This window comes from Streptomyces sp. NPDC090088 (assembly GCF_044747345.1).
Lineage (GTDB): Bacteria > Actinomycetota > Actinomycetes > Streptomycetales > Streptomycetaceae > Streptomyces.
The window spans coordinates 257349-276171 of record NZ_JBIVDZ010000012.1 but is presented as its reverse complement, the minus strand read 5'-3'; the positions used below and the strand labels follow the sequence as shown (position 1 = coordinate 276171).

General features: G+C 72.6%; 16 protein-coding genes. 11 read left to right on the top strand and 5 right to left on the bottom strand.

Going from position 1 to position 18823, the window contains the following annotated elements:
• The first annotated feature begins 38 nt into the window (after nucleotides 1–38).
• Nucleotides 39–596: a hypothetical protein gene (locus ACIPSJ_RS45875; protein WP_359222004.1), complete on the top strand. Its 558-nt coding sequence runs from the start codon at nucleotides 39–41 to the stop codon at nucleotides 594–596.
• A 97-nt stretch (nucleotides 597–693) separates the two neighbouring features.
• On the opposite strand, the gene ACIPSJ_RS45870 is transcribed toward ACIPSJ_RS45875, so the two are convergent.
• The gene (locus ACIPSJ_RS45870) at nucleotides 694–1737 is read right to left on the bottom strand and encodes an O-antigen ligase family protein (protein ID WP_401355279.1); all 1044 of its coding nucleotides are present in this window, start codon (nucleotides 1735–1737) and stop codon (nucleotides 694–696) included.
• A 169-nt stretch (nucleotides 1738–1906) separates the two neighbouring features.
• Here ACIPSJ_RS45870 and lnt point away from each other — a divergent pair, with 169 nt between their 5' ends.
• From lnt to ACIPSJ_RS45850, 4 genes are all read left to right on the top strand, one after another.
• Nucleotides 1907–3520: an apolipoprotein N-acyltransferase gene (gene lnt / locus ACIPSJ_RS45865; RefSeq protein ID WP_401355277.1), complete on the top strand. Its 1614-nt coding sequence runs from the start codon at nucleotides 1907–1909 to the stop codon at nucleotides 3518–3520.
• A 67-nt stretch (nucleotides 3521–3587) separates the two neighbouring features.
• Entirely contained in the window at nucleotides 3588–4067 is a 480-nt protein-coding gene (locus ACIPSJ_RS45860) for an NUDIX domain-containing protein (protein ID WP_359222010.1), read from the top strand.
• A 54-nt stretch (nucleotides 4068–4121) separates the two neighbouring features.
• Nucleotides 4122–4934 (top strand): 3-hydroxybutyrate dehydrogenase, encoded by an 813-nt coding sequence (locus ACIPSJ_RS45855; protein ID WP_401355274.1) that lies wholly within the window; start codon nucleotides 4122–4124, stop codon nucleotides 4932–4934.
• Between the two features lie 77 nt (nucleotides 4935–5011).
• Nucleotides 5012–7003: a helix-turn-helix domain-containing protein gene (locus ACIPSJ_RS45850; protein ID WP_401355271.1), complete on the top strand. Its 1992-nt coding sequence runs from the start codon at nucleotides 5012–5014 to the stop codon at nucleotides 7001–7003.
• A 40-nt stretch (nucleotides 7004–7043) separates the two neighbouring features.
• Here ACIPSJ_RS45850 and ACIPSJ_RS45845 read toward each other — a convergent pair whose 3' ends face one another.
• The 4 genes from ACIPSJ_RS45845 to ACIPSJ_RS45830 form a co-directional block, all read right to left on the bottom strand.
• Nucleotides 7044–8312, bottom strand: a complete 1269-nt coding sequence (locus ACIPSJ_RS45845; protein ID WP_401355269.1) for an MFS transporter — start codon at nucleotides 8310–8312, stop codon at nucleotides 7044–7046.
• Nucleotides 8313–8764: 452 nt separating this feature from the next.
• Complete coding sequence (locus tag ACIPSJ_RS45840) at nucleotides 8765–9787, bottom strand: TolB-like translocation protein (RefSeq protein ID WP_359227098.1); 1023 nt, start codon at nucleotides 9785–9787, stop codon at nucleotides 8765–8767.
• A gap of 43 nt (nucleotides 9788–9830) precedes the next feature.
• The gene (locus tag ACIPSJ_RS45835; RefSeq protein ID WP_401355266.1) at nucleotides 9831–11093 is read right to left on the bottom strand and encodes an MFS transporter; all 1263 of its coding nucleotides are present in this window, start codon (nucleotides 11091–11093) and stop codon (nucleotides 9831–9833) included.
• Between the two features lie 26 nt (nucleotides 11094–11119).
• The gene (locus ACIPSJ_RS45830) at nucleotides 11120–12007 is read right to left on the bottom strand and encodes a glycosyltransferase (RefSeq protein WP_401355265.1); all 888 of its coding nucleotides are present in this window, start codon (nucleotides 12005–12007) and stop codon (nucleotides 11120–11122) included.
• Between the two features lie 296 nt (nucleotides 12008–12303).
• Between ACIPSJ_RS45830 and ACIPSJ_RS45825 the strand changes: the two genes are divergently transcribed.
• The 6 genes from ACIPSJ_RS45825 to ACIPSJ_RS45800 are packed head-to-tail and all read left to right on the top strand — an operon-like array spanning nucleotide 12304 to nucleotide 18767.
• Complete coding sequence (locus ACIPSJ_RS45825; RefSeq protein WP_401355263.1) at nucleotides 12304–13743, top strand: sugar transferase; 1440 nt, start codon at nucleotides 12304–12306, stop codon at nucleotides 13741–13743.
• Nucleotides 13744–13775: 32 nt separating this feature from the next.
• Nucleotides 13776–14825 (top strand): Gfo/Idh/MocA family oxidoreductase, encoded by a 1050-nt coding sequence (locus tag ACIPSJ_RS45820; RefSeq protein WP_355726689.1) that lies wholly within the window; start codon nucleotides 13776–13778, stop codon nucleotides 14823–14825.
• A gap of 30 nt (nucleotides 14826–14855) precedes the next feature.
• Nucleotides 14856–15830, top strand: a complete 975-nt coding sequence (locus ACIPSJ_RS45815; RefSeq protein ID WP_359227089.1) for an SDR family NAD(P)-dependent oxidoreductase — start codon at nucleotides 14856–14858, stop codon at nucleotides 15828–15830.
• Complete coding sequence (locus ACIPSJ_RS45810) at nucleotides 15827–16966, top strand: DegT/DnrJ/EryC1/StrS family aminotransferase (RefSeq protein ID WP_401355260.1); 1140 nt, start codon at nucleotides 15827–15829, stop codon at nucleotides 16964–16966. Before ACIPSJ_RS45815 ends, ACIPSJ_RS45810 begins: the two co-directional genes overlap by 4 nt.
• Nucleotides 16963–17652, top strand: a complete 690-nt coding sequence (locus ACIPSJ_RS45805; protein WP_401355258.1) for an acetyltransferase — start codon at nucleotides 16963–16965, stop codon at nucleotides 17650–17652. Before ACIPSJ_RS45810 ends, ACIPSJ_RS45805 begins: the two co-directional genes overlap by 4 nt.
• Nucleotides 17649–18767: a DegT/DnrJ/EryC1/StrS family aminotransferase gene (locus tag ACIPSJ_RS45800; protein ID WP_401355256.1), complete on the top strand. Its 1119-nt coding sequence runs from the start codon at nucleotides 17649–17651 to the stop codon at nucleotides 18765–18767. The genes ACIPSJ_RS45805 and ACIPSJ_RS45800 overlap by 4 nt, the downstream gene beginning before the upstream one ends.
• Nucleotides 18768–18823: the final 56 nt, after the last annotated feature.

Below are 18823 nucleotides of genomic sequence, written 5' to 3'. Positions count from 1 at the left end.
CGGTACCCGCGCAGCGAAACCTGAGTAATCTCGTAGACATGAGGGACCACCCCCACGACCGCCCCCCGGACGAGGACGCCCCGCACCCGGACGTCTGGACCGGGCGCGCGACGAACCGGGTCCAGTGGCTGCTGGCGCTGGTCGGCGCGGCCTGTATGGCGCTCGGCATCGAGCTGGCCGTGGACTCCGCCTGGTCCGCCGGTGTCGCCCCGCTGGTGATGTCCGTGGTGGGCTGCATCGCCGCCGGACTGCTGGTCCTCTTCGGCACCCTCGCCTTCGTGCACGTCGACCTGAGACTCGACAAGGAGTGCCTCGAAGTCCGCTGCGGACACATAGGAGTACCGCGCCGCCGTATTCCGCTCTCCCATGTGGTCGGCGCCGACTTCACCCCGCAGATCACCCCGCGCCACTGGGGCGGCTGGGGTTACCGCTGGCGGCCCGAGAAGGGCACGGCCGTCGTCGTCCGCCGTGGCGAGGGCATCGTCCTGCGCCTGTGGGACGGCCACACCTTCACGATCACCGTGGACAACGCCGAGTCGGCGGTCCGGGCCATCAGGGAACGCCTGCGGACCATCACCCCGGGTACGGCCCACTGACGCGGACCGCAGGCGTGTGGCCCGACCACATGTGCGGGGAAGACGCCTCTCCGGTGCGCGGGACACCCGCGACTCAGCTGCGTGGGACACCCGCAGCTCAACTGCGTGGGACGCCCGCGACCCACGGTCGCGCCGTCGCCAGGCCCGCCAGCAGGCCCGCGCCCACCGACACCGTGGTGAAGCTCAGCGCGTTGCCGGCCGCCGCGATCACGGCGAGTGCCGTCAGGGCCGCGCCCGCGGTGAGGGCGACCGGTGTGGAGCGGGGCGAGCGCCACAGGGCGTACAGCAGCCAGCAGAACGCGGTGACCAGCAGGAGAACGCCGACCAGACCCTGTTCGGCGGCCTGCTGGAGCGGCGCGGAGTGCGGCTTGCCGTCGGGCAGCAGCGCGTCGGACGCGGCGCCGCTCAGCTCGCCGAAGCGCCCGGGGCCGATGCCGAAGGCGGTGTTCCGGCGGGCGAGGTGCAGAGCGTCCCGCCACAGCTGGACGCGGTGCGAGCCGAGCGGGCCCTCCAGAGCGGAGGCGGGGCCGGCGGGCAGCGCGTCCGCGGCCACCGCCCAGACCGTACCGGTGACCAGCGCGGCCGTCAGGCCCAGTCCCGCGATGCCCGGGCCCCGGTGCCGCATCCGGCCAGCGGCCAGCGAGCACAGCAGTACGGCGGCACTCGCGGCGCACCCGGCCGCCGAGCCCATGGCCGCCCCGGCCACCGCGATCCCGGCGGCCAGCGTCCGCAGCGCGAACCGCAGCGCCGGGACGGGCGTCGCCCATGCGGCACAGCACACGCCACCCGTCGCGAGGGCCAGCAGCGCGGCGACCGCACCGGCGTGGCCGAGCGGATCCGTGAACTGGGGACCCGGGGCCACCTGAGGCATCGCCACCGCGAGTCCGAATCCGGCCAGCGCGCCGACGCACAGTGCGGACACCGGCAGCAGCGATCCGGCCATCCGGCCCGCCGCATAGCCCGCGGCCACCGCGAGCACCGCCAGCAGCACGCCCTCGGGCCGCCCGTCGCGCCCGGCCGCCGAGATCAGCGGCCACACGGCGCAGGCGCCGAGCACCACGACACCCACCGCATCAGAAACGTTTCGTCTGTCGCTGTCCGCCTCCGTGCCGGCAGCGGACGTCGTCCCGGTCGACCCCATCGTCGCCCCCCGTACCCGGTCCCCCGACCTGTGGCAGGCCCCGCCGCCCGCCTCGGCACACCGTAACCGCCGATGACCGCTTTGTGGACGACTTGAGCGGGAACGATGGGGTTCCTGCATGCCGAGACCGTGCTGTCGGCCGCAAGGTCCACCGCCGTACACTCCCCGAGTGACCGTCACCGCAACTTCCGTCGACCAGTCGGACCAGCTCACACCGCGTCCCACGCCCCGCGCGCGCGGCCTCGCGCTGCTCCGCCGCCTGGTCCCGGCCGCCGCCTCCGCGCTCAGCGGAGTGCTGCTGTACGTCAGCTTCCCGCCCCGCCCCCTGTGGTGGCTGGCCCTGCCCGCCTTCGCCGGCTTCGGCTGGGTGCTGCGCGGCCGGAGCTGGAAGGCGGCCCTCGGCCTCGGCTATGTCTTCGGACTCGGCTTCCTGCTGCCCCTGCTGGTGTGGACCGGTGTCGAGGTCGGCCCCGGGCCGTGGCTCGCGCTGGTGGCCATCGAGGCGATCTTCATCGCCCTGGTCGGTGTGGGCGTCGCCGCCGTCTCCAAGCTGCCGGCCTGGCCGGTGTGGGCGGCCGCGATATGGATCGCCGGCGAGGCGGCACGCGCGCGTGTGCCCTTCCGCGGCTTCCCCTGGGGCAAGATCGCCTTCGGCCAGGCGGACGGCGTCTTCCTGCCGCTCGCCGCGCTGGGCGGCACCCCGGTGCTCGGCTTCGCGGTCGTGCTGTGCGGATTCGGCCTGTACGAGGCCGGGCGCCTCGTCGTCGAGGGGCGCCGGACGCGGGAGCTCCGGCGCGGGGCGGCGGCCGTGGCCCTGCTGAGCGTGGCCGTCCCTGTGGCCGGCGCGGTCGCCGCGCGGGCGCTGGTGAGCGACAAGGCGGAGAACGGCTCGGTCACCGTCGCGGTCATCCAGGGCAACGTGCCGCGCGCGGGCCTCGACTTCGCGTCCCAGCGGCAGGCAGTGCTCGACTACCACGTCAAGGAGACGCTGAAGCTCGCCGCCGACGTCAAGGCGGGCAAGGTCGCCAAGCCCGACTTCGTGCTGTGGCCGGAGAACTCCTCCGACGTCGACCCGTTCGCCGACGCGAGCGCGGCCGCCGTGATCGACGAGGCCTCCCAGGCGATGGGCGTGCCCATCTCCGTCGGCGGCGTCGTGGAACGGGGCGGCAAGCTGCTCAACGAACAGATCCTGTGGGACCCGGTCAAGGGCCCCACGGCGACCTACGACAAGCGGCAGATCCAGCCCTTCGGCGAGTACCTCCCGCTGCGCGGGCTGGTCGGCGCCATCAACAAGGACTGGACCAGCATGGTCCGCCAGGACTTCAGCCGGGGCACCAAGCCCGGTGTCTTCGACATCGACGGCACCAAGGTCGGCCTGGCCACCTGCTACGAGGCCGCCTTCGACTGGGACGTGCGGGACACCGTCACCCACGGCGCCGAGATGATCTCCGTGCCGAGCAACAACGCCACCTTCGACCGCAGCGAGATGACCTACCAGCAGCTCGCCATGTCCCGCATCCGCGCGGTCGAACACAGCCGGACCGTGACCGTGCCGGTGACCAGCGGTGTCAGCGCGATCATCATGCCGGACGGGAAGATCACCCAGAAGACCGGCATGTTCGTGCCCGCCTACCTGGTCCAGAAGGTGCCGCTGCGCACCTCCGAGACGCCCGCGACCAAGCTGGGCATCCTGCCCGAGATGGCGCTGCTGCTGGTCGCCGCGGGCGGTGTCGGCTGGGCGATCGGGGCCGGGGTGCGCGCCCGGCGCGCCGGTGACGCGTAGCCGTACGCCCGCCGTACGCCCCGTGGCTTCGGCGGGGCCCGGGGAACCGGGCCGTTAGGGTCGCCTCATGGCTACTCCTGACTTCATCCGCGAGATCCGGGCCTCCGCCGGTCACCAGTTGCTGTGGCTGCCCGGGATCACCGCCATCGTCTTCGACGACGAGGGCAGGGTGCTCCTGGGCCGCCGTACGGACACCCGCAGATGGTCGGTCATCGGCGGTATCCCGGAGCCGGGGGAGCAGCCCGCGGCCTGCGCCGTGCGGGAGGTCTTCGAGGAGACCGCGGTGCGGTGCGTCGCCGAACGCGTGGTCCTCGTCCAGGCACTGAACCCCGTCACCTACCCGAACGGCGATGTCTGCCAGTACATGGACATCACCTTCCGCTGCCGGGCCGTCGGCGGCGAGGCCCGGGTCAACGACGACGAGTCGCTGGAGGTGGCCTGGTTCGACGTGGACGCCCTGCCGGAACTGAACGAGTTCGGGGTCTTCCGGATCAAGCAGGCCCTGTCGGACGCACCCACATGGTTCGACGCCACGGCCTTCAGCTGAGGTATGTGGGCTGACCCTATGTGGGCCCGGGGGAGGCCCGCCTAGGGTCGGATCATGAGTTCGCCCAGCGCCCTCCCGGGCCCGGATCCCACCGCCCTCGACCTCCGCGGCCGCACCGCCCTCGTCACCGGCGCCGCCGGCGGCATCGGCCGTGCCTGCGCCCTGCGTCTCGCGGCCGCCGGGGCGCGGGTCAGAGCCGTGGACCGGGACGCGCCGGGGCTGGCCGAACTCGTGGACGCGGCCGGACGGGCCCCGGGAGCGGCGGACGGGGCCGTCGAGCCGTACGTCCTGGACCTCACCGACCTGGACGCGGCCGAGCGGGCCGCCGCCGGCACGGACGTCCTCGTCAACAACGCGGGCATCCAACTCGTCCGCCCCATCGAGGAGTTTCCGCCGGACGTCTTCCACACCGTGCTGACGGTGATGCTGGAGGCCCCGTTCCGGCTCATCCGGGGCGCCCTGCCCCACATGTACGGGCAGGGCTGGGGGCGGATCGTGAACATGTCCTCCGTCCACGGGCTGCGCGCCTCCGCCTACAAGTCCGCCTATGTGGCCGCGAAACACGGACTGGAAGGACTGTCCAAGACGGCCGCCCTGGAGGGCGCACCCCATGGGGTGACCTCGAACTGTGTGAACCCCGGCTATGTGCGCACCCCACTCGTCGAGAAGCAGCTGGCCGACCAGGCCCGGGCGCACGGCATCCCCGAGGAGCGGGTGCTCTCCGAAGTACTCCTGACGGACAGCGCGGTGCGGCGGCTCGTCGAGCCGGAGGAGGTCGCCGAGGCGGTGGCCTACCTCTGCGGTCCCCACGCCTCCTTCGTCACGGGTACCTCGCTGGTGCTCGACGGCGGCTGGACGGCTCACTGAGGGGCCGTGCGCCCGTGCGGTCCGCGAGTTTTCCACAGGCCCGACGGGCCCGAGCGGCGATGCGGAATCCTGTGACCATGTCTCGCGATCACGTGCAGTCCGCCAGGAGGCCGGCCCCGGCCGACGCGGTCGGCGCCCGCCACGAGGGTGCCCCGCCACCCGGGGGCGCCGAGTCGGCGTACCTCGAACTGCTGGCCAGAGGCGCCTCGGTGGAGGCGTACGAGCAGCCGGTGCTGGTCGCCCGCGCCGAGGGCCGGGCGCCGGAGCGGATCGCCGCGCTGGAGCGGGCCAAGCTCCTCGCGCTGCGGGTCCGCGGCGAGCTGGAGGGCAGACGGCGGCGTGAGGCGGAGCTGTCCGCGCTGTTCGAGACCGCGCACGACCTGGCGGGGCTGCGGGACGTGGACGCCGTGCTCCAGGCGATCGTGCAGCGCGCCCGGTCGCTGCTCGGCACGGACGTGGCCTATCTGAGCCTCAACGACCCGGCGCGCGGCGACACCTATATGCGGGTCACCGAAGGGTCGGTCGCGGCCCGGTTCCAGCAGCTGCGGCTTGGCATGGGGGAAGGGCTCGGCGGGCTCGTCGCCCAGACCGCCCGGCCCTATGTCACCGAGGACTACTTCAAGGACGACCGCTTCCAGCACACGCTCACCATCGACGCCGGGGTGCGCGACGAGGGCCTGGTCGCCATCCTCGGGGTGCCGCTCATGCTGGGGCCGCACGTCATCGGCGTGCTGTTCGCCGCGGACCGGCGGGAGCGGGTCTTCGAGCGGGAACAGATCGCGCTGCTCGGCTCCTTCGCCGCGCTCGCCGCGGCCGCCATCGACACGGCGAACCTGCTCACCGAGACCCGTTCGGCCGTGGCCGGTCTGGAGCGGGCCAACGAGATCATCAAGGACCGCAGCGCGGCCGTCGAACGCGCCTCGGACGTCCACGACCGGCTCGCCGAACTGGTGCTGCGCGGCGGCGGGGTCCAGGACGTGGCCGTCGCCGTCGCCCAGGTCCTGGACGGAAAGGTCGAGTTCGCCGACACCACCGACACCCGGTCGACCGACACCGCCGCCCCCCGGTCGCTGGAGACGTCCCGCGCGGAAGGACATGCCGTACGGCACGGCGACGACTGGATCGCCGCGGTCGCCGCGGGCGGCGAACTCCTCGGCGCGCTGGTGCTGCGCGGCCGTGCGGACCTCGACCCGGTCGACCAGCGCACCCTGGAACGCGCCGCCATGGTCACCTCGCTGCTCCTGCTGGCCCGCCGGTCCGCCGCCGACGCCGAACAACGGGTGCGCGGCGAACTGCTGGACGACCTGCTCGACGCCCGGGACCGCGACCCCCGTCAACTGCGCGACCGCGCGGCCCGGTTGCACGCGGATCTCGACGCCACCCATGTCGTGCTCGCCGCCCGGCTGGACGGCCCGGCGGCCGGCGCCGGGGACGAGGCGGCCGCCCGCCGCCGGCTGTGGTCGGCCGCCTCCCGCCTTGCCACCGCCCGGCACGGCCTGGCCGCCGCCCGCGACGGCGGCACCGTCCTGCTGCTGCCCCTCGACCCCGGCGACAGCGCCACCGAGGTCGCCCGGCGCACCGCCCGCCGGCTCGGCACCGCCGTCCGCCAGCCGGTGACCGTCGGCGCCTCCGCCCCCGTCACCGACCACACCGCCCACCCCGAGAGCGTGGCTGCCGCGTACGCCGAGGCCCGCCGCTGCCTCGACGCGCTGGACCTCCTCGGCCGCGGCGGGGACGGCGCCGCCGCCGAGGACTTCGGCTTCCTCGGCCTGCTCCTGGCCGGCGAACGGGACGTCGCCGGGTTCGTCACCCGCACCATCGGCCCGGTCGTCGCCTACGACGAACGGCGCGGCACGGAACTCCTGGACACCCTCGACGCGTACTTCGCCTCGGGGATGAGCCCGGTCCGCACGAAGGACGGACTCCATGTCCATGTGAACACGGTCGCCCAGCGCCTGGAGCGCGTGGCCCGCCTCCTCGGCGACGACTGGCAATCGCCCGCACGGGTCCTGGAGGTCCAACTCGCGCTGCGCCTGCACCGGTTGGGGGCGGCATCGGGACGCGGCTGATCCGGGACCGGGGCCCGGCGGCCGGTGGGAACGTCGTCCGTCACTGCCGAGTGGCGACCATGCGCAGGGTGGCGTCGTCGCGGAGCCTGACGAACGTGGCGACCAGGGCGAGAGCCTGGACGAGAGCGCAGACCAGGATGACCTTGCCGAGGTGCGAGGGCGGAGTGAGTGCGACGAGTACGCCTGCCGCCGGGAAGGGCAGCAGCAGGAGGAGCATGGTCAGCGAGAGCGTGGCACCGAGGGCGTGGGGCGGGATGATCAGCGAGCGCACCGTGCGCAGCACGACCGTGAGGCCGCCGTCCCCGGCCATGAAGATCGCCACCAGGACGGTGTACGAGGGGTAGGACGGGGCCTCGGCGACGGCCAGGCACGCGGCGGAGGCGAGCGTCGCGGACACCACGCCCACCGCCCAGAGATCGAGGCGGCTCAGTACGAGCCGGCAGCAGGTGATGGCCAGCAGGGTCGCCACGGCGGCGCCGGACCACATGGTGCCGACGTCGGCGGCGGAGCGGCCGAACGTCTCCACCACGATCACCGGGCTGGCGGACTGGAGCAGACCGAGGGCGAGGTTGGAACAGGCCAGCCCGGCCACCAGCCAGCTCAGGGCGGGCAGCGTCAGCAGCGTCCGCAGACCGAGGCGCAGCGCGCGGTCCTTTCCGGCGGCGTCGGCCCGGACGACCCGCAACGGGGTCGGCGGGGTCTGCAGGCCGAGCACGGCGGCGAACAAGGAGATCGCGCTGAGGCATCCGAGCATCCACTCCGGTCCCGCCAGCAGCAGGAAGCCCGCGAGCAGCGGACCGCCCACCGCGGCCGTCTGGTCGATGCCGACGAGGACCGCCTGGATCCCGTGCGGCCGCGCCTGGTCGCGCCGGGTGACGATCGCGCCGACCGCCTCGTTGGCGACGAATCCGAACTGGGAGAGGGTGCCGGTGACGGCCGCCAGCACCAGCATCACCGCCGTCTCGGCGGTGCCCCTCGGCAGCATGACCAGGGCGACCGCCGAGACCGCCACCACCGTGGCCCGGGCGAGCGAGGCGATGAAGCAGACGACCGCCGCGCCCCGGCGGTCGACCACCTTGCCGGCGAGGACGAACGCCGCGATCCGCGGAGTCCACTCCAACGCGAACGCCAGGCCCGTCAAGGACGCGGAACTGGTGATGGTGAGCACCAGAAGCGGCATCGCGTACGTAGCCATCGAAAAGGCCAGCGCGTCGCTCACGCGCGGAGCATAGATTCGCCGAAAGAGACTGCCGGACGGAACGGCGGCATGCCGGCCCGCGGGCCGGTTCTCGTGCACGGTGATGGCCACGAAAGAGGGAGACTTTCGGTGAGGGGGGAGATAGTGCGAGAGGGGTGGGGGGATAGCGGTTGCCCGTTTACCCGCATCGGAAATGCGGATGCGGAAATTGAACTACGCCGCGGCGGGTTGTCGTGATGGTTGTTCAGGACAGTCCGTGGCGTGCCGAGTCGTGTCCCCGCCCGTCACGACGCGCACGTGGGACACCTGGCCTCCGCTCTGAGGAAGGGTGGGGTACTGGCGTGCGAGCACGGGCAGTTGACGGCTGCACTATAGCGCTCTCCCGGCCGGTGTGACGTATCCGGCCTGGGCGTCTTCCGGGTAACGGAGTGATGGCGTTCTCCGGCCTGAACGCCGTTATCGGTGCCCAACCCTTCAATTCGGGCACTTTTCCGTGGAGCGGCCCAGTGGGACGGAATATGTGCGGAGATCATCAGCTGTCGTAAATGCCGCAAAGATGGGCCCTAAAGCGGCGCCGGGGAGGACGCGCCCGCGATCAGCAGGCGCGGCTTTCCGGTGCCGTCGGCGGGGACGGACCAGAGGTCGGTGCTCTTGACGTCGCCTTCGGAGGGGAGCGCGTAGGCGACGGTGCGGTCGTCGAGCCAGGTGGCCTGGTCGTCGACGCTGTGGCGTTCGGCGAGCGGTGTCTCGCGGAGGGTCTTCAGGTCGAGGACGTACTCGTGCCAGAGGTCGGTACGGGAGAGCACCCGCTTCTTGAAGGCGACCCGGGTCCCGTCGGGGGAGAGCGAGGGGCACTCCACGTTCTCCACGAGGGTGGTGACCGTTCGCCGGGACAGCGAACCCCGCACCAGGTAGGTCTTGTTGGCGGTGTTGAGGGTGGCGTAGAAGGTGTCGTCGTCGGCGGCGAAGGTGACGCCCCAGAAGTTGACGTCCGAGGCGTGGTAGGACTTGCCGTCCTTGGTGATGGCGAAGGTCTCCAGGCTGGGCGTCAGCTTCATGGTGCGGGTGTCCAGGACCGAGGTCCGGGTGGAGAAGAAGGCGGACGAGTAGGACTCGCCGGAGACGAAGACGGTCCAGGCGACGAAGCGGCCGCTGGGCGAGACCCGGGCCCGGCTGGGGGTGCCCGCGAGCGGGAAGGTGCGCCTGGTGCGCAGGTCGGCGTCGAGGAGCAGGGCCTGGTTGCTCTGTTTGAGGACACCGGGGTTGGACTGCAGGCAGACCCCGGTCCCCGCCGCCGCGTAGAAGCGGACGCACTTCAGGCCGGAGGCGGTCCGGCCGCCCCCGGGGTCGGCCGACGGGACCGAGGCGACCGCGGTGCGGTGCGGTCCGGCGGCCGCGTTGACGAACATCAGCCGGCTCTTCTGGTCGAGCGTCGGCCTGCCCGCGCTGACCGTGGGGTCGCCCGCGTGCGGCTGGTTCGCCCGGTCCGCGCGGTTCGCGGCGTGCAGGACCACGCCGGTGCCCACGCCCGCGAGCACCAGGACCGCCGCGAGGAGGACGAGCAGACGGCGGCGCATGGAAGTCATCTGGTTCCCTTGGTTCCTGTGGTTCTCGGTGGGGCGGTGGTGGTCATCGGGTCGGGTCGGCCGGGCGCAGTACCAGGCCCGCGACGGCGGCGCAGCAGAGCAGGCCGACGGCCGCGCCGGCCAGCGCGGGGCCGTCGCCCCACACCGTCCAGGCGGCGCCGAAGGCCAGCGAGCAGCAGAACCGGGCCAGTGCCTGGCTGGTGCCGACGATGGCGAGCCCGCTGGCGCGCAGCTGTTCGGGCACGATGGAGGCGAGGGCCGCCGGGAGCACCCCGTCGGTCGCCGCGTAGAACGTGCCGTGCAGGGCGAGGACGAGCGGGACCAGGGCCGAAACGGCCGGGGCCCACAGCAGGAGGGCGTAGGCGGTGAGCAGGGCCGCGTGTCCGGCGAGGAACACCGTGCGCCGTCCGATCCGGTCGGCGAGCGAGCCGAGCGGGACGGCCAGCAGCAGGAACACGACGGCGGTGCCCAGCGGCAGCAGCGGGAACCACTCCTCGCCGATGCCGGCGCGCCGCTGCAGCAGCAGATAGACGAAGGCGTCGCTGACGGTGGTCAGGCCGAGCAGCGCGGCACAGCCGGCCAGCGCCCGGAGCCGGGGGATGCGCAGCAGCGCGAGGGCTTCACGGACCCGGACGGGAGGCTTGGCGTCGCTCTCCTCCGCTGCCCCGGTCCGCCGTCTGCCCGGCACGAACAGCACCAGCACCAGCACACCCAGTACGGCGACGCAGGCGCTCACCCCGAACACCGCGTCGTAACCGTCCGCCGCCGCGCGCAGGATGAGGAAGGCCGCCAGGGGGCCGAGCATCGCGCCGGTGGTGTCCATCGCGCGGTGCACGCCGAAGGCGCGGCCCTGGCGGGCGGCCGGGGTGGAGAGGGAGATCATCGCGTCGCGCGGGGCGGTGCGCAGTCCCTTGCCGGTCCGCTCCAGGGCGAGGACCGTGCCCAGGGTGCCGATGCTGCCGGCGAACAGGAGCAGCGGCTTGCACAGCGCGGACAGGCCGTAGCCGAGCCCGGCGAGCAGCTTGTGGTTGCGCACGCGGTCGGCGAGGTGGCCGCCGGTGAGCTGGACCAGCGCGCTGACCCCGTTGTAGACCCCGTCCAGGGTGCCGAACCCCAGCGGGCTGAAGCCGAGCGTGGTGACGAGGTAGAGCGGCAGCACGGCGGTGACCATCTCCGAGGAGATGTCGGTGATCAGGCTGACCGTGCCCAGGACCAGCACGACCGGGGCGACGCCGCGCCCCGGCCCGCGTCTTCGGCCCTGGTCGGTGTCCGCCTGGGCTGGCTGCGAACGGTCGGTGAGATACAAGAAGGGAACCCCCGGGTGCGGTGCGATCAGTTCTGCCGGCTGCTCTCGTCCCGTAGCCAGGTGCCGAAGTCCTGGGCCCGGACGGCCTTCGCCGCCTTGCGCCGGGCGGCGACCGCCGCCGAGAGGAAGACCACCATCGCCACGAAGAGCCGCGGTTCCCGGCGCAGCAGCGCTTTCAGGTCGGCCTTGCTGGTGCGCGCCGAGGCCCCCTGCGGCCCCTGGTGCTGCTCGACCTGGGCGGTGGAGACCGCCGCCCGGACCCGCCGTCTGATCAGATCGCGCCAGGTGCGCGGGGGTTGGATCACCACACCGGCCGTGTCGACCACGCGCCGCTCCTCCGCCGTGAAGGCGAGGGACGCGGCGAGGTCGTCCGCCATCAGCGGCGGCAGCGCGGCGAGCCGGGCGTGCCCGGCCTTGGACACGGCGATGACCCCCCGGCCGAACAGGCCTTCGCGTACGGCGGGCAGCCGCTGCCACACCTGGTAGTAGGCGCGCACCCGCCAGGCGCAGGAGGCCAGCGGGATCCGGCGGACGGGGGCGGTGGCGAGGATGCCCGAGGTCTCGTCGGCCAGCGGCTCGGTCAGCGCCCGTACGTCGGCGCCCGCGATCACCACGTCGGCGTCCACGTAGAGGCGCGGGAAGCCGTGCGCGTGATCGTCACCGGCGCGCAGCGCAGCGTGCTTGGACGGCACGGGTATCTCCACCACCCGGACGCGCGGGCCGCGGGCCGCCGCGATCTCGGCGGTGTCGTCCGTGCAGCCGTTGCACACGACCACGATGTCGGTGTCGTCCGCGGAGTCCCCGAGGCCGCCGGAGCCACCGGAGCCCGTGGGTCCGGAATCGGCCAACAACGAATCGAGGAGCCGGCCGATGACGCGGGCCTCGTTGTGGGCCGGGATCACGATGCTGGTCACGGGGGCAGTATGCCGTCGGCGTCACTATTGCGACATGTGTTTCGTCCAACTGTTCCCGAGACTGCGCCGCGTGGTCTAGATTGATGGCCGCCGGACCGGTTTGGGTGGGGAACTCGTTCTTGACTGCACGTCATGGACCGGCCGTTGAACGGATCTGAACAATCAGAACAACCAGTACGTACCAGCATGCCGGGGGCATCAAGCGGTTGGGGAACCGCTGAAGCTCCCTCGCTTTCCAGTGCCGCTCGGTCCAGGGCACTTCGGTCAGGGGTAGCCGCGCATGTGGTGGGGGGCGCATGACCATTGAGGTCACGCATGAGCAATCGGTCGTGGAACGCAGACTTCCACAAGGCCGCCGAAGACGGTGGGAACGCAAGTACCGCATCGTCCTGCTGGTCGCGGACGGCCTCGCTGCCGTCGCCGCGGCCTTCCTGGTCCACGCGGCGTACGGCCGCTGGGCGGTGGCCCTCGTGCTGCCCCCGACCTGGATCGTGGCCATGCTGGCCCACCGTTCCTACGACCGGGGCACGCTCGGTCTGGGGACCGAGGAGTACCGGCGGGTGCTCCGGGGGGCCGTCGCGCTGCCGGCACTGGCCGCCGTCGCGTACTGGCTGTTCATCCAGGATTCGGGCCTCCTTCATGACATGATCATGGCGGCGGCACCTGTCGCCGCGATCGCCCTCGCGGTCCGCTACACGCTCCGCCGCCGGCTGCACCGGCGATGGGCCCAGAGCCGGGACGGCAGCGCGACACTCCTGGTCGGGCCGTCACAGGGCATCGTGGAACTGGTCGCGGTACTCAGACGCGGCGGCACCCCGAAGCTCCAGGCCGCCGGAGTCTGCCTGACCGACCCCGAGAACGCCCGCGAGATCCGCAAGTTGGGGCTCCCCGCCCTCGGCGGCGTCGGCGGTATGAACGACGTCGTCCGGGCCCTGGGCATCAACACCGTGGTGGTGCTGCCCGCCCCCGAGTTCGACGCCTCCGTGCTGCGCCGGATGTCCTGGACGGCGGCCGTGCAGGGCGTCGACTTCCTGCTGGCCCCCGTCCTGACCGACGTGGCCACCGCCCGGCTGGCGGTACGGCCCACCAACGGGGTGCCGCTGGTACGGATCAAGCCGCCGAACCTCTCCCGGCTCTCCCGGCTGCCGAAGGAACTGCTGGATCGTTCCCTCGCGGCGGTGCTGCTCCTCCTGCTCGCGCTGCCGATGCTGGCGATCGCGCTCGTCGTCCGCCTCGACAGCGCCGGCCCCGCCCTCTTCCGGCAGCAGCGGGTGGGCCGCTACGGCGACCACTTCACCATGCTCAAGTTCCGCACCATGCGGCCCGACTCGGAGGCCCTGCGCGCGGAACTGGAACACCTCAACCAGAACAGCGACGGGCTGCTGTTCAAGGTGAAGGAGGACCCGCGCATCACCCGGGTCGGCTCCTTCCTGCGCCGCAGCTCGCTCGACGAACTCCCGCAGCTCCTCAACGTCGTCAAGGGCCAGATGTCGCTCGTCGGGCCCCGGCCGCCGCTGCCCGAGGAGGTCGAGGAGTACTCGGCGGACATCAAGCGCCGGCTGCTGGTGAAGCCCGGCCTCACCGGACTGTGGCAGGTCAGCGGACGATCCGACCTGCCCTGGGACGAGGCGGTCCGGCTCGATCTCGGATATGTGGACAACTGGTCGATGGGCCTTGACCTGTCGATCCTGGCGCGCACCGGGGCCGTGGTGGTGCGCGGAACGGGGGCCTACTGATGGACCACAGGAATCAGCGGAAGAGGCAGACAGTGACGCAGGAGCCGTTGGGGGTCGCGGTCGTCGGGGCCGGCTACTGGGGCCCCAACCTCGTACGCAACTTCCAGGCCAGTGAGGGTTTCCGGCTGCGTTGGCTCTGCGACCTCGACGTGGACCGGGCCCGTCGGGTCCTCGGCGGCTACTCGACGGTCGAGGCCACCGCGGACTACGCGGCCGTCCTCGCCGACCCCACCGTCGCCGCCGTCGCCGTGGCCACACCCGCCGGCACCCACCTCGACATCGCCCTGGCCGCCCTGCGCGCCGGAAAGCACGTCCTCGTGGAGAAGCCCCTCGCGGCGACCTACGCCGACGGGATGCGGCTGGTCACCGAGGCCGAGGAACGCGGCCTCACCCTGATGTGCGACCACACCTACTGCTACACCCCGGCGGTGGGCCGGATCCGCGAACTGGTCCGCTCCGGGGAACTCGGCGAGATCCACTTCGTCGACTCGGTCCGCATCAACCTCGGGCTCGTCCAGAAGGACATCGACGTGCTCTGGGACCTCGCCCCGCACGACCTGTCCATCCTCGACTTCATCCTCCCGGACCACGTCGAACCGGTCGCCGTCGCCGCCCACGGTGCCGACCCGATCGGCGCCGGACAGGCCTGCATCGCCTACCTGACCCTCCAGCTCAACACCGGCGCCATCGCCCACGTGCACGTCAACTGGCTCTCCCCGACCAAGGTGCGGACCACCATGGTGGGCGGCTCCAAGCGCACCCTGCTCTGGGACGACCTCAACCCGCTGCAGCGGGTCTCGGTCTACGACCGGGGCGTGGACATGGCCGCACCGCAGGAGATCGGCGCGGACGAGCGCCGGGAGATGCTCATCTCGTACCGCTCCGGGGACATGGTCGCGCCCGCCATCGGCGAGAAGGAAGCGCTGCGCAGCATGGTCGACGAGTTCGGCGACGCGATCCGCGGGGGCCGGGCGCCGCTGACCGACGGCCGGGCGGGCCTGAGGGTGCTGGACATCCTTGAGGCGGCTTCCCGCAGCCTCGAATTCAAGGGCGCGGTCGTCGGCCTGCGCGCCGGGCGTTGACAGAACCACTTCGCTGAAAGGCAAGAACAGTTGAGCAGCGTACGCGGCAAGAAGATCCTGGTCACCGGGGGAGCGGGCACCATCGGCTCCAACCTCGTCGACCTGCTGGCCGAGGGCGGTGCCCGCGAGGTCGTCGTACTCGACAACTTCGTGCGCGGGCGGCGGGCCAACCTCGCCCAGGCCCTGCCCAGCGGTGTCGTGGAGATCGTCGAGGGCGACGTGCGGGACGCCGACACCGTACGGAAGGTCACCGAGGGCGCCGACCTGGTGTTCCACCTCGCCGCGATCCGCATCACCCAGTGCGCGGAGGAGCCCCGGCTCGCCAACGAGGTACTGGTCGACGGCACGTTCAACGTCCTGGAGGCGGCGGCCGCGGCCGGCGTCGCCAAGGTGGTCGCCTCGTCCTCGGCGTCCGTCTACGGCATGGCCGAGGAGTTCCCGACGACCGAGCGCCACCACCCGTACAACAACGACACCTTCTACGGCGCCGCGAAGGCCTTCAACGAGGGCATGCTGCGCAGCTTCCACGCCATGTACGGCCTGGACTATGTGGCCCTGCGCTACTTCAACGTCTACGGCCCCCGGATGGACATCCACGGCCTCTACACCGAGGTGCTCATCCGCTGGATGGAGCGCATCGAGGCGGGCGAGCCGCCGCTGATCCTCGGTGACGGCACCCAGACCATGGACTTCGTCGACGTCCGCGACATCGCCAGGGCCAACGTCCTGGCCGCCGAGTCGGACCTCACCGACGAGGTGTTCAACGTGGCGAGCGGCACGGAGACCTCGCTGAAGGAGCTCGCCGAGGGGCTGCTGGAGGCGATGGGGGCCGAAGGACTGGAGCCGGTGCACGGGCCCGCCCGCTCGGTGAACTCGGTGGTCCGCCGGCTCGCCGACACCTCGCAGGCCGCCGGGCGGCTCGGCTTCACGGCCGAGATCGACCTGCGCACCGGGCTGCGCGACCTGGTCCAGTGGTGGCGCGCGGAGCGGGAGGCCGCCAAGTGAGCACCGACCGCATTCCGGTGATGATCCCCTGGCTCGGCGAGGAGGAGGCCCAGGCCGCCTCCGACGCGGTGCTGTCCGGGTGGGTCGCCCAGGGCCCCCGGGTCGCCGCCTTCGAGAAGGCCTTCGCCGAGCGGGTGGGCGCCGAGCACGGCATCGCCGTCAGCTCGTGTACGACGGCCCTGCACCTGTCGCTCGTCGCCCTGGGCATCGGCCCTGGCGACGAGGTCGTGGTGCCCTCGCTGTCGTTCATCGCCACCGCCAACGCCGTACGGTACGTCGGTGCCGAGCCGGTGTTCGCCGACGTCGACCCGGCCACCGGCAACCTGACCCCGGCCACGGTGAACGCGGTCCGCACCGCGCGCACCGCGGCGGTCCTCGCCGTCCACCAGGGCGGCGTCCCGGCCGATGTGCACGCCCTGCGCGCCGCCTGCGCCGACTGGGACCTGCCGCTGGTCGAGGACGCGGCCTGCGCCATCGGCTCCACCGTCGGCGGCAAGCCCGTCGGGCACGGCGCGCTGCTCGCCGCCTGGTCCTTCCACCCGCGCAAGCTCGTCACCACGGGCGAGGGCGGCATGATCACCACCGACGACGCCGAGTGGGCGGCCCGGCTGCGCCGGCTGCGCGAGCACGGCATGAACGCCTCGGCGGCCGACCGCCACGCGAGCAACAAGCCGGTCCTGGAGAGGTACCTGGAAGTCGGCTTCAACTACCGGATGACCGACGTCCAGGCCGCCATCGGCCTGGTCCAGCTCGGCAAGCTCGACGCGATGATCGCCCGCCGCCGCGAACTGGCGGCCCGCTACGACGCGTCGCTGCACGACGTCCCCGGCCTCACCCCCGTACGCGACCCCGCGCACGGCACGAGCAACTTCCAGTCCTACTGGGTACTGCTGGACGAGGACTTCCCGGTCGGCCGGGACGAACTCCTCGCCGCGCTCTCCGAGACGGGCGTCTCCGCCCGGCGCGGGATCATGGCCGCGCACCTCGAACCGGCCTACGCGGACCACCCCCGCGCACCGCTGCCGGTCACCGAGCGCCTCACCCGCGACTCGCTGATCCTGCCGCTGTTCCACACGATGACCGAGGCCCAGCAGGACCGCGTCGTCACCGCCCTGCGCGAACAGGCCCGAAGATGACCGGACTCGTGATCGTCGGCGCGGGCGGCTTCGCCCGGGAGACCGCGCAGGCCGCGGCGGACGCGGGCGAGTTCAAGCTGCTCGGGCACCTGGACGACAACCCCGCCCTGCACGGCACCGACGTGGACGGCGTGCCCGTCCTCGGCGGCTGCGACCTGGTCCACGAGCTGACCGGCGCCCGGGTGGTGATCTGCGTCGGCAACCCCCGGGACTACGCGGCCCGGGCCCGCCTGGTCCGCCGGCTCGCCCTGCCCGCGGACCGCTACGCCACCGTGATCCACCCGACGGCCTCGGTCTCCGCGACCTCCGAGGTCGGCCCCGGCACGGTCCTGCTCGCCCACTGCGCCCTGACGGCCGCGGTGCGGGTCGGCGCGCATGTCGCCGTGATGCCCCAGGTCGTCCTCACCCACGACGACGTGGTCGAGGACTTCGCCACGCTCACCTCGGGCGTCCGCCTCGGCGGCGGAGTACGGCTGGAGCGGGGGGCCTACGTCGGCTCCGGCGCGCTGGTCAGAGAGGGTACGACGGTCGGCGCCTGGTCGCTGGTCGGGATGGGCAGTGCCGTGCTCGGCGACATACCGCCGGGCGAGGTCTGGGTGGGGAGCCCGGCCCGACGGCTGCGCGCGGCGGAACCGCCCGCGCTGGTACAGCTGGCGACAGAGACAGTGGGGGGACCGCTGACATGAACCAGATTCCGCTCGTGGACCTCAAAGCGGCCCACGAGGAGGTCGCCGACGAGGTACGGGCCGGATTCGAAAGGGTCCTGGCCAACACCGCGTTCGTCGGCGGCGACGAGGTGCGCGCATTCGAGCGTGAGTACGCCGACTTCGGCGGCGTCGCGCACTGCGTGGGCGTCGCCAACGGCACCGACGCCGTCGAACTCGCGCTGCGGGCCTGCGGGGTCGGTCCCGGCGACGAGGTCGTGGTGCCCGCCAACACCTTCATCGCCACGGCCGGCGCGGTCGCCCGGATCGGCGCCCGCCCGGTCCTCGCGGACTGCCTGCCCGACAGCCACCTGCTCGACCCGGAGGCCGCGCTGGACGCGGTCGGCCCGGCCACCCGCGCGGTCGTCCCCGTCCACCTCTACGGACAGATGGCCGACGTCACGACGCTGAGCGACCGACTCCCCCCGGAAGTACAGGTAGTCGAGGACGCGGCCCAGTGCCAGGGCGCGACCCGCGACGGCCGTACCCCGGGCAGCGGATCCATCGCCGCCACCAGCTTCTACCCGGGCAAGAACCTCGGCGCCTACGGCGACGCGGGCGCGGTGCTCACCGACGACGAGGAACGCGCCGACCTGGTACGGGCGATCGCCAACCACGGTGGAGTCGCCAAGTACCGCCACGACGTGCCCGGCTTCAACAGCCGACTGGACGGACTACAGGCCGTCGTCCTGCGGGCGAAGCTGGCACGGCTGGCGGACGGCAACGCGGCCCGCCGGGCGGCCGCCGCCCGCTACGACGAACTCCTCGCCGGCCTGGCCGCCGACGGCCGGATCGTCCTCCCGGTCACCGCGCCCGGCAACGTCCACGTCTGGCACCTGTACGTCGTCCAGGTCGCCGACACCGACCGGGACGACGTCGTCGGCAAGCTCAACGCCGAGGGCATCGGCGCCGGGGTGCACTATCCCGCGCCCGTCCACCTGACACCGGCGTACCGCCATCTCGGGTACGACCGGGGCGACTTCCCCCACGCGGAGAAGACCGCGGACCGGATCCTGTCGCTGCCGCTGTACCCACAGATCACCCCCGACCAGCAGCAGCGCGTCGTGGACACGTTCACCGACGCGCTCGGCGGCTGATCCCCACCGGCTTCAAGCGCCACCCCCCGCTTCATCTCGGCCCCACGGGCCGGACC

Bases quoted from the DNA above. Each gene is read 5' to 3' on its own strand.
- ACIPSJ_RS45800 (WP_401355256.1), top strand. From the start codon at position 17,649: ATGAACCAGATTCCGCTCGTGGACCTCAAAGCGGCCCACGAGGAGGTC.
- ACIPSJ_RS45805 (WP_401355258.1), top strand. From the start codon at position 16,963: ATGACCGGACTCGTGATCGTCGGCGCGGGCGGCTTCGCCCGGGAGACC.
- ACIPSJ_RS45860 (WP_359222010.1), top strand. From the start codon at position 3,588: ATGGCTACTCCTGACTTCATCCGCGAGATCCGGGCCTCCGCCGGTCAC.
- ACIPSJ_RS45875 (WP_359222004.1), top strand. From the start codon at position 39: ATGAGGGACCACCCCCACGACCGCCCCCCGGACGAGGACGCCCCGCAC.
- ACIPSJ_RS45840 (WP_359227098.1), bottom strand. From the start codon at position 9,787: ATGACTTCCATGCGCCGCCGTCTGCTCGTCCTCCTCGCGGCGGTCCTG.
- ACIPSJ_RS45855 (WP_401355274.1), top strand. From the start codon at position 4,122: ATGAGTTCGCCCAGCGCCCTCCCGGGCCCGGATCCCACCGCCCTCGAC.
- ACIPSJ_RS45870 (WP_401355279.1), bottom strand. From the start codon at position 1,737: ATGGGGTCGACCGGGACGACGTCCGCTGCCGGCACGGAGGCGGACAGC.
- ACIPSJ_RS45850 (WP_401355271.1), top strand. From the start codon at position 5,012: ATGTCTCGCGATCACGTGCAGTCCGCCAGGAGGCCGGCCCCGGCCGAC.
- ACIPSJ_RS45825 (WP_401355263.1), top strand. From the start codon at position 12,304: ATGACCATTGAGGTCACGCATGAGCAATCGGTCGTGGAACGCAGACTT.